Source organism: Deinococcus aquatilis DSM 23025 (assembly GCF_000378445.1).
Taxonomy (GTDB): domain Bacteria; phylum Deinococcota; class Deinococci; order Deinococcales; family Deinococcaceae; genus Deinococcus; species Deinococcus aquatilis.
Genome location: NZ_KB899695.1, coordinates 42,651 through 54,897 on the forward strand (window position 1 = coordinate 42,651; position 12,247 = coordinate 54,897).

Annotated in this window: 14 protein-coding genes; 11 read left to right on the plus strand and 3 right to left on the minus strand. The window is 63.8% G+C overall.

Translation table 11 applies throughout. The annotated features are described in order from the left end of the window. Positions 1-72: 72 nt before the first annotated feature. Together F561_RS29835 and icd are read right to left on the minus strand one after the other, a co-directional pair. Positions 73-480, minus strand: coding sequence for a hypothetical protein (locus tag F561_RS29835; protein WP_019007918.1), 408 nt, complete (start codon positions 478-480; stop codon positions 73-75). Between the two features lie 126 nt (positions 481-606). Further along, a complete protein-coding gene (gene icd / locus F561_RS0100215) occupies positions 607-1,863 on the minus strand; it encodes an NADP-dependent isocitrate dehydrogenase (protein WP_019007919.1) in 1,257 nt (418 codons plus the stop codon). Positions 1,864-2,123: 260 nt separating this feature from the next. Between icd and F561_RS0100220 the strand changes: the two genes are divergently transcribed. The 11 genes from F561_RS0100220 (at position 2,124) to F561_RS0100270 (ending at position 10,980) form a co-directional block, all read left to right on the plus strand. Further along, the gene (locus F561_RS0100220) at positions 2,124-2,372 is read left to right on the plus strand and encodes a hypothetical protein (protein WP_019007920.1); all 249 of its coding nucleotides are present in this window, start codon (positions 2,124-2,126) and stop codon (positions 2,370-2,372) included. Positions 2,373-2,518: 146 nt separating this feature from the next. Further along, complete coding sequence (locus F561_RS0100225; protein WP_019007921.1) at positions 2,519-3,454, plus strand: carbohydrate ABC transporter permease; 936 nt, start codon at positions 2,519-2,521, stop codon at positions 3,452-3,454. Next, positions 3,447-4,391, plus strand: coding sequence for a carbohydrate ABC transporter permease (locus F561_RS0100230; RefSeq protein WP_019007922.1), 945 nt, complete (start codon positions 3,447-3,449; stop codon positions 4,389-4,391). The genes F561_RS0100225 and F561_RS0100230 overlap by 8 nt, the downstream gene beginning before the upstream one ends. 161 nt (positions 4,392-4,552) lie before the next feature. Then, complete coding sequence (locus tag F561_RS0100235; RefSeq protein WP_211214785.1) at positions 4,553-4,819, plus strand: hypothetical protein; 267 nt, start codon at positions 4,553-4,555, stop codon at positions 4,817-4,819. Beyond that, entirely contained in the window at positions 4,816-6,231 is a 1,416-nt protein-coding gene (locus F561_RS0100240) for an FAD-dependent oxidoreductase (protein WP_019007924.1), read from the plus strand. Before F561_RS0100235 ends, F561_RS0100240 begins: the two co-directional genes overlap by 4 nt. Beyond that, on the plus strand, positions 6,228-6,803 hold the full coding sequence (locus F561_RS0100245) for a DinB family protein (RefSeq protein ID WP_019007925.1): 576 nt from the start codon (positions 6,228-6,230) through the stop codon (positions 6,801-6,803). The genes F561_RS0100240 and F561_RS0100245 overlap by 4 nt, the downstream gene beginning before the upstream one ends. After that, the gene (locus F561_RS0100250; RefSeq protein ID WP_019007926.1) at positions 6,800-7,315 is read left to right on the plus strand and encodes a histidine phosphatase family protein; all 516 of its coding nucleotides are present in this window, start codon (positions 6,800-6,802) and stop codon (positions 7,313-7,315) included. Before F561_RS0100245 ends, F561_RS0100250 begins: the two co-directional genes overlap by 4 nt. Continuing rightward, positions 7,312-8,109 carry an alpha/beta fold hydrolase gene (locus tag F561_RS0100255; RefSeq protein WP_019007927.1) on the plus strand — a complete coding sequence of 266 codons (798 nt, stop codon included), beginning with the start codon at positions 7,312-7,314 and terminating at the stop codon, positions 8,107-8,109. The genes F561_RS0100250 and F561_RS0100255 overlap by 4 nt, the downstream gene beginning before the upstream one ends. Continuing rightward, positions 8,106-9,665, plus strand: a complete 1,560-nt coding sequence (locus F561_RS0100260; RefSeq protein ID WP_019007928.1) for a DUF4127 family protein — start codon at positions 8,106-8,108, stop codon at positions 9,663-9,665. Before F561_RS0100255 ends, F561_RS0100260 begins: the two co-directional genes overlap by 4 nt. After that, positions 9,662-10,012, plus strand: a complete 351-nt coding sequence (locus F561_RS0100265) for a hypothetical protein (protein ID WP_019007929.1) — start codon at positions 9,662-9,664, stop codon at positions 10,010-10,012. Before F561_RS0100260 ends, F561_RS0100265 begins: the two co-directional genes overlap by 4 nt. A gap of 11 nt (positions 10,013-10,023) precedes the next feature. Further along, positions 10,024-10,980, plus strand: coding sequence for an ROK family protein (locus tag F561_RS0100270; protein ID WP_019007930.1), 957 nt, complete (start codon positions 10,024-10,026; stop codon positions 10,978-10,980). A 90-nt stretch (positions 10,981-11,070) separates the two neighbouring features. On the opposite strand, the gene F561_RS0100275 is transcribed toward F561_RS0100270, so the two are convergent. Continuing rightward, complete coding sequence (locus F561_RS0100275; RefSeq protein ID WP_019007931.1) at positions 11,071-12,117, minus strand: HD-GYP domain-containing protein; 1,047 nt, start codon at positions 12,115-12,117, stop codon at positions 11,071-11,073. Between the last annotated feature and the right edge of the window lie 130 nt (positions 12,118-12,247).

Sequence of the window (12,247 nt, forward strand, 5' to 3'; positions counted from 1 at the left end):
CCTCAACTGAAGCGTGGGTTACGGCCACACGGATGAACCCTGTGCCAGCACGCCCAGAAGAAATGGCCGGGGTCAGTCCTGTTCTGTATTGCTCTGCTTGGGGCTGCTCTGTGGTGGGTCGGTACCCAGGGCTTCTGTGGCCGCCTGAGTGACTTTGCTGGTACTGGCCGGAGCTGCCCTGAAGTTGAATCCCTTGGCTTTGACGGGTCTGGTTCTGGCACTTTTGGCGGGCCGTACCTGCACCTGCGCCTGAACCGGAGCCACGCGTGAGGCGGGCCGCCATGCACTCGCCACAAAAAACACGATGCCTGCCAGCACGCCTGTAAAGGCCAGATACCACAGCAGCCGCCCCAGCACACCCGCCGCGCCCACCACGAACACGCCCAGACCCAGCAACAGTTGTCCGGCCAGCCAGACCAGTGCCAGCGCAGTCACCGCCAACAAAATGACGCCCAGAAGGGCAAAGAGAAGGCGGGTCATGGAGGAAGTATAAAGCGTGAGTGGGGAGTCGTCAGGGGTGAGTGGAAAAAGACGGGACAGCCACGGCAAAAGCAGGAGCCGAGGCACCCAGCCCCGGCTCCTGCTTTCCTGCTGCGGTGCTAGGGCTTAAGCGCCTGCCCCACGCATATTTTCAATGATCTTGTCGGCAAACTGGCTGGTCTTGACTTCGGTCGCGCCTTCCATATTGCGGGCGAAATCGTAGGTCACGACGCGCTGCTGAATGGTCTGGTCAAGGCCCTTGAGGATCAGGTCGGCGGCTTCGGTCCAGCCCATGTAGCGCAGCATCATTTCGCCCGACAGAATCACGGAGCTGGGGTTGATGACGTCTTTGCCCGCGTACTTGGGGGCCGTGCCGTGCGTGGCCTCGAAGATGGCGTGGCCCGACACGTAGTTGATGTTGGCTCCGGGCGCGATGCCGATGCCGCCCACCTGCGCGGCGAGGGCGTCGGACACGTAATCGCCGTTGAGGTTCAAAGTAGCGATCACGTCGTACTCGGTGGGGCGCAGCAGGATCTGCTGGAGGAAGTTATCCGCGATCACGTCTTTGATGACGATGCCGCCGGGGAGCTTCAGCCAGGGGCCGCCGTCGATCTCCACGCCGCCAAATTCGCGCTTGGCGAGGTCGTAGGCCCAGTCGCGGAAGCCGCCTTCCGTGAACTTCATGATGTTGCCCTTGTGCACGATGGCAACGCTCTTGCGCCCGTTGTCGATGGCAAACTGAATGGCGGCCCGCACCAGACGCTCGGTGCCTTCCTGAGACACGGGCTTGATGCCGAAGCTGGAGGTGTTGGGAAAGCGGATTTTGGTCACGCCCATTTCATTGACGAGGAAATCGCGCATTTTATCGGCTTCGGGCGTTCCGGCCTTGTACTCGATTCCGGCGTAGATGTCTTCGGTGTTCTCGCGGAAGATCACCATATTCACGTCTTCGGGGCGCTTGACCGGGCTGGGCACGCCCGCGAAGTACTGCACGGGACGCACGCAGGCATACAGGTCGAGTTCCTGACGCAGAGCCACGTTGATCGAGCGGATGCCCGTGCCCACAGGCGTGGTCAGGGGGCCTTTGATCCCGAACAGGTACTCGTCGAACGCCTTGATCGTTTCAGCGGGCAGCCACTCGCCCTCTCCGTAGACCTGCGTGGATTTCTCGCCTGCGTAGACTTCCATCCATTCGATCTTCTTCTCTGCGCCGTAGGCAACTTCCACGGCAGCGTCCAGCACGCGCACGCTGGCCTTCCAGATGTCTGCACCCGTGCCGTCGCCCTCCACGAACGGGATGACCGGATGATTGGGGACGCTGAGCTTGCCGTCCTGCATGGTGATTTTTTCGCCCTGCGCGGGCACCTTGATATGAGTTTCCATTTCAGTTGCAACTGTAGCGTGCCGAAGATGAGTGCCGTCAAAGTGGGGCTGTTACCGTATAGGTTTAGACGCGGTTCAAAGTTTTGGCGGCCAAAAGTCAGCTTCTCTTCCCCTCAACCGGAGAACCTCCAGCGCGTTTTATCCGTCCTGCCCCCCGCCAAAGGTAACGATCCGCTGGGAATCTCCTCACCTGAAACCCGGAGGCCGGGCGCAAGCTGGACAGACCCAATCGGGAATCCAACGGACAGGAGGTTCACGCGATGAGTGAAGACAAAAGTACGCTAGGAAATATGGTGGACGCCGCCAAAGCCAAGATCAACGAGGGTGCAGACCGCGCCCGCGCTGCTGGACATGAAGTGGCAAGCCATGTTGGGGGCAGCACCGCCGACAACGCCATGGACAAAGCCAAGGCCACGGAAGACCGCGCCAAGGCAGAACTCCATAACCGTCAGGCCCATGCCGAGTACCAAGAAGGCAAGAGCGAAGCAAAAGACGGCGACGGGCGCTAAGCCTAACCCTCCAATTTCCTAGCAAGCCTCAGCGCAGGCGTTCGGAGCCACAACCTCCTGAGCGCCTGCTTTTTTGTTGGCCCAAAGCGCTGGCTTGCCCACATGTCTTCATCCCGTAGGCCGCCCGCCCCCGTAAACTGCCGGGCATGACCATCCCTACCCGGCGTGAATCTCGCCGTGAGCAACACAAGCGGGGCGGCACCGGGGCGCAAGTGACCGTGCGAAATACCCTGATCGCCTACGCCTTCATGCTGCCGTTCCTGATCCTGCTGGTCGTGTATCACACATGGCCTGTGTTTTTCGGCACCTACTTGGCCTTTACCAAATACAACGTCATCTCACCGCCGGAGTGGGTCGGGCTGGACAATTTCCGGGAGTTGACAAGCGACGAGCAATTCTGGTCGGGCCTCCGCAACAGCCTGAAATACATTCTGGTGGTTCCGATCATTCAGGGCCTCAGCATCGCCGTTGCCATGCTGGTCAACCGCCCCATGAAGGGCATCGGCTTTTTTCGCACCGCCTATTACGTGCCGGTGGTGACCAGTTTTGCGGTGGTCGGACTGATCTGGACCTGGATGTATCAGCAAGAAGGCCCCGTAAACTTCGTGCTGCAAGCCCTCGGGCTGATGAAAGAGCCGCACAGCCTGCTGAACAATCCGTTTACGGCGCTGTACGCGGTGATGTTCGTGACGCTCTGGAAGGGCATCGGCTATTACATGGTGCTCTATCTGGCAGGATTGCAGGCCATTGCGCCCGAGCTTGAAGAAGCCGCAGTCATTGACGGCGCGACCCGCCTGCAGGTGTTCTGGAACATTACTCTGCCGGGGCTGCGGCCCACGATTCTGGTGTGCAGCCTGCTGTCCACCATCAGTGCCATCAAGGTCTTCGAGGAAATCTACGTGATGACCAGCGGCGGGCCTGCGGGCAGCACCTATACGGCGTTGTTCTATACCTATTCGCGGGCGTTCGTGGATTTCAAATTCGGTCAGGCCGCCGCCGCCGGATTGATCATCGCCGTGATCAGCATTCTGTTTGGCCTCGTCAACTTCCGCCTGACTCGGGGAGGACGCGCCGATGCTTGAGCAACCTGCCACCACACCGCCCCAGCGTCAGGCCGCCACCGCGCAGGAAACCGCCCACGTCGCCTCCGGCCTGCGTGCCCGCAAGCGCCGCAAAGACCGCCTGACCAACGGCTTGGCCTACTTCGTGCTGGGCGTCATCGCGCTGATCATGCTGTACCCGTTTTACTGGACGCTGATCACGAGTTTTGAACCCACGGGCAACATCTATCAGGCCAAGCTGTGGCCCTCCGGCTTCAGTTTCAAAAATTACGTGGAAGTGTTTCAGGGCACCACAGTTCCGTTCTGGCGCATGGTGCTCAACAGCGTGATCATCTGCACGCTGGGGGTCACGCTGACGGTCAGTTTTGCGGCGCTGGCGGCCTATCCGCTGGCGAAGATGCGTTTTCCGGGCCGCGACCTGATCTTCTACGCCATCCTGACCCTGATGGTGCTGCCCAACGAGGCGGGCCTCATCGTCAACTATTCCACCACCGTAAATCTGGGCCTGCTGCGCCAGGACAACCCGGTTCTGAACGTGCTGGCGCAGTACGCCGCTGTGGTGCTGCCGGGCATGGCCTCGATTGTGGGCCTGTTTCTGATCCGGCAGGCTTATCTGGGCGTACCGATGGAACTCATCGAGGCCGCCCGCATCGACGGCGCAAGGGAACTGACCATCTGGCGGCGCGTGATGCTGCCGCTGGCGCTGCCGACCATCGTGGCCTTCTCCATTCTGGAATTCGTGGCCTACTGGAATTCCTTCCTGTGGGCACGAATCGTGCTGCGAGACAAGGAACTGTTGCCGCTGTCGGCGGGCCTGCTGGAACTCAGCGGCACCTTTTCCACCAACAGCCGCGCCGTGATGGCGGGCGCAGTGCTGACCATCCTGCCCATTCTGATCGTGTTTGCCTTCGGGCAAAAATACTTTATGAAGGGGATCGAAGGCGCGGTGAAGGGGTGAGCCGAATAGGAAGGAGCCGCACAGGACTGAACCAGGCCGCTCTGATCCTGCTCTGTGCCTTTTCTTCTCCCGGACAGGCGGTTCCCTCATCTGCGGATTCCTACGTAAACCTTTCCATTCAGGCGGTGAGCTTGCCCGCAGAGGTCAGGGCCGGGGCCTTGTTGACCGTTAAAATCTTGGCGGGTGGGAATGGGTGCGCCACCTATGACCGTATGATCGTCACCCGTTCTAGTGGACAAATTAACCTGCAACTCCAGATGTTGCGCCGTAGAGATGCATCTCAGCCATGCACTTTGGAGCTTCGTACTTTCCCAGTGCGCTACACGGAAGCACTCTTTCCCAGTGCGGAAGGCAATGGCATGGGAGACAAAATCGCCGTCAGCGTGAACGGCAAGCTGGCGGGAGTCGTTAGGATCGTGTTCCCGTGACCCTTCCAGCCCACACCCATTCAACCCAAACCCTCCCCTACCGCACTCTGGAGCGCCAGTGGGATGTGCTGGTGGCAGGCGGCGGCACGGCGGGCACGATGGCCGGAATTGCCGCCGCCCGCAGCGGGGCCAGCGTGCTGGTCATTGAGGCCTTCGGCAGTCTGGGCGGCACGGGCACCAACGCCTGGGTCACGCCGCTGATGCGGAACGTGTCGGGCGGGCGCAACCTGAACCGGGGCCTGACCGATGAACTCAAAGCCCGCCTGATCGCACGTGGCGACGGCGGCATAGATGCCAACGGCAACGACAACTGGTTCAATCCAGAGGGCATGAAAGTGGTGCTGGAGCAGATGCTTCTGGAATCGGGCGGCGAGGCGCTGTACCACACGCATGTGGTGGCCCCGGTAATGCAGGGGCAGCATTTATCAGCCCAACATGTATCGGCACTGGTGATTCACAACAAGGGCGGCCTGCAAGCCCTGCCCGCCCGCGTGGTCATCGATTCCACCGGAGACGCCGATGTTGCCGTGGCCGCTGGCGCAGGCTTTCACGGCGGCGATGCAGACGGCGTTCATCAGGCCATGAGTCTGCGCTTTACGCTGGCAGGCATAGACACGGCGCGGCTCTGTGCCTTCCTGCGGGCACAGGGGCAGGGACAGGAATCGCCCGACTTCATGCATTTCTGGATGGTCTGGGGCAAGGGCAGCACGCTGGAATCCCTCTTCCGGAAGGGGATCGAAGCGGGCGTGCTGCGGGAGCGCGACGGCGACTATTTTCAGGGCTTCAGTGTGCCGGGGCGTCCGGGCGAAATCAGCTTCAATTGCCCGCGCATCCGGGCCGAATACAACGACGGCGCAGACCCCTGGCACCTCACGGGCGCACAGATTGACGGGCGAGAAGCGGTAGACCGCCTGACCGCCTTCTGCCGCGCCTTTTTTCCGGGCTGTGAATCGGCCTTCGTGGGCACCTACGCGCCGATGGTGGGCGTGCGGGAAACGCGGCGCATCGTGGGCGACTACACCCTCACGCTGGAAGACATCTTGGATTGCCGCACCTTTGCCGATTCGATCTGCCGCAACCATTACCCGGTGGATATTCACAGCCCACGCGGAGCCAAACTGATCCACGAGCGCGAAGGCAGCGCCCCCTATTTTGCGCCCGACGCCTTCCACGAGATTCCTTACCGCGCCATCGTGCCCCAGGGGGTCGGCAACGTGCTGGTGCCGGGGCGGGCGGCCAGCAGCAGCTTCGAGGCACAGTCGGCCATCCGCGTGCAGCAGAATTGCCACACGATGGGCGAGGCGGCGGGCATCGCGGCGGCGTGGGCAGCGCGGGATTCTGGGGGCGACGTGCGGGCTGTAGATGTGGCGGCGCTTCAGGCCGAGATGAGGGCGCGGGGAGGGCTGGTATGAGCAGAGCAGCAGATTTACGCAGCGTGCGGGCCTACCGGATTTTGCCGCAAGACGACCCCCTCCTTACGCCGCACATCGGCGCACTGATCGAGATGCTGCACTACACACGCCTGACCACCATGCATGAAGTGGCTGGCCTGACGGTAGAGCAACTGGACACCATTCCTGCTGGCTTCGGCAATTCGGTGGGGATGCTGCTGGCGCATATCGCCGCCGTTCACCGCATCTACCACGGGCTGTCGTTTGAGGGCCGGGACGTGTTTGATGATGAAAGCTACGCGCCGTACCGTCTGGCGCTGGACCTGAACGAGGCCGCCCGTGAACATATCCGGGGCCGCGAGTTGAGCGAGTATCTGACCGAGCTGGAAGCGGCGTCGGCCCTTACGATGGACGGTCTGGCGGCGCGGGACGATGTCTGGCTGGCCTCCGACCTTGGCGCTGGCAGCGGACAGGAGATGAATCAGCACTGGGCGTGGTTCCACGTCATAGAGGACGAGGTGAATCACCAGGGCCAGATCCGGGTGATTCGGAAAATTGTCGCGCCGAGGGTAAAGGCGGGAGAACAGACATGAGCGGGAGGCTCCTGCTGATTCGCCATGCCAGAGCCGCTGGGCAAGCGCCGGACGCCCCCCTGACGCCGGAAGGCGTGGCGCAGGCCGAAGCTTTGGCGGAAAGCCTGTCTGAGAGCGGCATCACCCGGATAGTGAGCAGTCCCTGGCAGCGGGCCGTGGCGACGGCAGAACCATTGGCACGGCGGCTGGGCCTGCCCGTGCAGACCGATGAGCGCCTGACCGAACGGGTACTGAGCAGTGCAGACCGCGCCGACTGGATGGAATGCCTGCGCGAAAGCTTTGGCGATGACCACCTGACCCTCCCCGGCGGCGAATCGGGCCACGCTGCCCGCGCCCGGATTCTGGCTGTGCTGGAGGATGCTCGCGACCCGGCTGGGACGACCGCCGTCGTATCGCACGGCAATCTGCTGGCGCTTGCGCTGGGGCTGGATTATGACGGTTGGGCGGGCCTCCGCAATCCAGATGTGTGGGTGTGGGATGCTGGCACTTCTGCCCGCTGGGAACCCGCATGACCCGCGACTTTTCGCCCAGCGACCCACACGCCGCGCCCATGTCCGGCCACACGCCATATCAGATAGAGCGCCGCGTGCTGGCGGGCGTGCCGTGCCTGATCGAACGCCCGCTAGAAGGCACGGAGATTCAGACCGTGTGCCTCGTGTACCACGGCGCTTGGGCGGCCAAAGAGGGCAAATTGGGCGTGTATTCGGCGCTGACGGCGCGGGGCGTGGCGGTGGTGATTCCAGACGCGGCCCTGCACGGCGAGCGGCAAGGCGACACGCCACCCGACCACAACGCCCGCGAGTACGTCTGGGAAAGTGTGCGCCGCACGGTGGCCGAGGCTCCGGCGCTGATCGACGCACTGGAAGACCTGTTGGGACCGCGCCCGCTGTGGGTGGTGGGCAGCAGCATGGGCGGCTATGTAGCCCAGACGCTGATGCAGACCGAGCCGCGTGTGGCGCGTGTGGCGGCCCTGATCACGTCGGGCGTGTGGGCAGAGCCGGAGGTGGGGCGGCCCGAATTGCAGGCTTTTCTGGAGGCTTATAGGCCCGTGACCCACGCCGACCAAACCCCGCCCACTCCTCTGCTGCTCGCCAGTGGCGAGGCCGACCCGACCTTTCCTCTGGCTGCTCACCACGCGCCTACCGCCGCCGCCTACCGCACTGCCTATGCAGAGGCCGGGACCGCCCACCTGCTGCACGAGGCGACCTTTGCGGGCGTGGGCCACTACACCAGCGTCAGGATGCGGGATCAGGTGTTGGCCTTCTTTCTGGCAGACTCCGTATTTCTGGCAGACTCTGAGCCGTGACCCGCCTGCTGCTGATTCCGCCCGATACCCGTCCACCCACGCTGGCGCACCCGCTGGGGCTGGCCCACATGACCGGAGCCGCCGTTCAGGTGCCGCCCACCGAGGCTCTGCCACATTTTTTTACCCCCGGCAATACCGCCACGCTGCGGGCCTGGCTGCTGGATAAGGTGCAACAGGCCGACGCCCTGATCGTGTGTCTGGAAACCCTGTGCTTGGGCGGCATGATCCCGGCGCGGCGCGTGTCAGACGGGTTGGAGGTGGCCCTGGAGCGGCTGGACGTGCTGCGGGAAGTCCGGGCGCTGAATCCGAACCTGCACATCTATGCCCACGGCGTGGTGGTGCGGGTGGCCCACGACAACGACCCACACGAAGAAAAAGAATATTACGGGGAGTGGGGGCCGGGGCTGCGGGCCTATTCGGTGGCCGCAGATCGGCACGCCCGCCACGGTGAAGCCGAACGAGACGCCCTAACCGCTGCCCACGCTGCCCTGCCCCCGCACATTCTGGCCGACTGGGTGGGCACCCGCCAGCGCAACCGCGTCCTGCACCTGCACGCGCTGGAGCTGTTGGCGCAGGGAGTGCTGACCCACCTCAGCGTGACTCTGGACGATACCAGCGAGTACGGTCTGGCCGCTCTGGACCGCCGGATGCTGGAAGCCCGCGCCGATGAACTGGGCGTATGGGCGCACTTCGACTGCTACCCCGGAGCCGACGAGGTGCCGTGCGCCCTGCTCACTCGGGCCTTGCGGCGCGGCCTGCCCCCGGCGCGGGCGTGGGTGCGCTACAGCGGCACACTGGGCGCGGGCGCGGGCCTGATCTACGAGGACCGTCCGGCGGGGGAACTCGTGCGGGCGCACCTGCGCGGCGCGGGCTGCGTGCTGGCCGACAGCCCCGCCGAGGCTGATTTCGTGCTGGCCGTGAATACGCCGGGGCTGCGTCAGGCCAATGTGCAGCCCGATTTCGCCACCGTGGATACACCTCACCGCCATCTGCCCGCCTTCGTGGACACCCTTCAGGCCGATCTGGACGCAGGGCGGGCCGTCTCGCTGGCCGATATCGCCTATCCCAACGGAGCCGAGCGGCGGCTGTGGACGCTGCTGCAAGGGCTGGCGCTGGCCGACCTCGCAGGCTTCAGCGCGTGGAACACGGCGGGCAATACGCTGGGCAGCGCAGTGGCGTTCGGGGCGCTGGCCGCACAGGTGCAGAACCGCGCCGCCCACGCCGAAGCCGTATTTTCCCGAGTGGTAGACGATGTGCTGTATCAGGCGTTCGCCCGCGCCGAGGTTCGCGCCCATCTGGGCAGCCCCAGCCCCTACGATCTGGGAGAAACCAGAGCCGACGCCGAAGCCACATTGCAGGAGCTGATCACACCGCGCATTCAGGCCGTGTGGGACAGGCATTGGGGCGGGTCAGGGCTGAAGCTGGAGCTGGGGCAGCCGCACCTGAGCTGGCCGAGGCTGTTTACGGGCGTGTTTCCGCTGACGGTCACTGCTGACCCAGCCTCTATCCAAAGTGGGACGCCTCCAGAGAGCGTGACTGACACACTGCCCCAATGATCTCCCGGCGCATCTGGCTCACGGCTTTTCTTCTGTTGGGCCTGCTGAGGCTGGCTGCACTGGGTTTCTCTGCCTTCTCGCCGGTTGTCGATTTGCAAGTCTTGAACCGGAGTGGCGCGGCGGTCACGGGCGTGCGGGTATGTTTGAAACCGGGAAACTGCGTTCAGCAGCCGGAACTCAAACCCAACAGGACTTGGTGGGTTCCCCTCAAAATCACGGATGACGGCGGGGCGGTGTTGACGTTTGACCAACAAGCAGCGAGCCAACGCTCAAGCACCTACATCACCCGGGGCATGGGCGTGCATTGGCTGATTCTGCCGGGTGGCCGAATCCAGCAAAAGCAGTGAGAATGGCGGGAATGACCGACGCCCTGACCACTCCTGATGCTCTGAACGCGGCCCCTCTGAACTCTGCCCCACTGCTGGCGCTGGACATCGGCGGCACTTCCATGCGGGCGGCCCTGATTCAGCACGGACAGATCACCGAACGCCGCGAGGCCCGCACGCCCAAGCCCAGTACACCCGACGCCGTGATTGCCGCTGCCACCGAATTGGCCGCGCCGCTGGCCGCGCACGCCGCCGCACTGGGGGTGGCCTGTGCAGGGGCGGTGGCAGGCGGCAGCGTCACGGCCACCGCTGTTCACACCTTTCCCGGCTGGATAGATGTGGCCTTGGCCGAACGCCTTGGCACAGGGCTGGGCCTTCCCTGCGCCGCCCTGAACGATGCCCGCGCCGCCGCGTGGGGCGAATGGGCCGCCGGAGCGGGCCGGGGTACACGGGAATTCATGTTCATCACGGTCAGCACAGGCGTGGGCGCGGGGCTGGTGCTGGGTGGGCGGCTGCATCTGGCGGGCAACGGTCTGGACGCCGAATTGGGCTTCGTGAGCGTGCCTGCCGCGTGGCAACCCGGACAGACTGTGCCCCCGCTGGGCCAGTTGGGGCCACTGGAATTTGAAAGCAGCGGCACGGCACTGGGTGAACAGGCCCGCCGCCTGGAGCTGGCCGATACCCGCGCCCTGTGTGACGCCGCCGAAGAGGGCCATCCAGAAGCCGAAGCCGCCTACACCCGTTCGGCTGCCCTGATGGCGTGGAAAATCGCGGATGTGGCGGCCCTGTTGGGCATTTCGCGGGTGGCGCTGGGCGGCAGCGTGGGCCTGCGCCCCGGCTATCTGGCCCGCGTACAGGCCAGCCTTGACCTGTTTCCGGCCCGCTATCAACCAGAAGTGGTTCATGCTGCCCTCTCAGCCGACGCGGGCCTGATCGGAGCGGCACTGTGGGCCGGGCAGAGTGATCAGCAACCGCTGCCGAATTCTTGATAGAGGACCGCTCTATTGCGCAGTGACTCCTGCGCAGTGGCCCCCGCTCCTGCCGAGCTTTTCAGGTCTACTTCGGAGCAATGACCGCGCTCACTCCTGCCTCTCGAAACGCGGCAGCAGATGGCTGAAACCCAGGACTTGGCACACGAACAGTTGCGTCAGTTCTGGATCGAACTGGCAGCCACTTTCGCGGATCAGGTGTTCGACGGCATCCTGATAGGGCCAGGCGGGTTTATAGGGCCGCACACTGGTCAGGGCGTCAAAAACATCCACGATAGCCATGATGCGGGCCACCAGGGGAATTGCCTGCCCACGCAGACCCAGCGGGTAGCCGTGTCCGTCCCAGCGCTCATGGTGGTGACGCACGGCGTCCACCGTCTGGGCGGGCAAAAACGGCAGTTCGGCCAGCACCTGCACGCCCCACAGGGGATGCTGCAAGATCACCTCGTATTCCAGCGCGTTCAGCGGGCCGGGTTTGTGCAGGATCTCCTGCGGCACCCGCGCCTTGCCGATATCGTGCAGGGCGGCTCCCCAACGCACGGCCCGCACTTCACTCGGCCCCAGTCCTGCCGCACCCGCCAGGCGCTGAGCAAAATCCACGATCCGGCGAATGTGTTCGGCCTGCCACGCATCCTGACTGACGCCCAACAGATGGATGGCCTCGTCCAGAGCACGCTCGGTGTGGTTCAAGCGCTCACTGAGATCGAAAGTCCGCTGGGCACTGATTTTGAGGGCTTCCAGGCTGCCCGCGATCATGGAACCGCGCTCGGCCCAGATGACCCGCACCACATGATGGGCACGGCGGGTCAGCAGTTCGGCCTCTTCGATTACTCCCTGCCCACGCCGCAACGCCGCCGGGTAGCAGGCGCGGTCGTAGCGCAGCCATTCCAGCAGCGGGCGGCCCCGCACCTCGTCAGCCCTCAGCCCGGTCAGGGTTTCCCACGCGCCGCCCACTTCCAGAATCAGGCCCGCCGCATCCAGCAGGAACAGAGCTTGCGGTTGAGCTTCAAGCATGATCTGCATCAGATTCGCTTCCGTGGCAGGGTCGGGAAGTGCAGCCTCGCCGCCCACGACAGAAGCAGAGCGCAGCTGAGGTTTGCGGATGAATGGAGAAGGAAAATCGATGTCTTCAAACATGAAGTGCCTGAGTGGACTGTTGACATTGACGGGGCCACCGGACAGAAGAGGTGAAATAGAAGAGTCCAGTGGGCATACTGTCAGGGTAGATCATGTGCTGTGAGTAGCCCGTGAGGGATTCTGACCACAG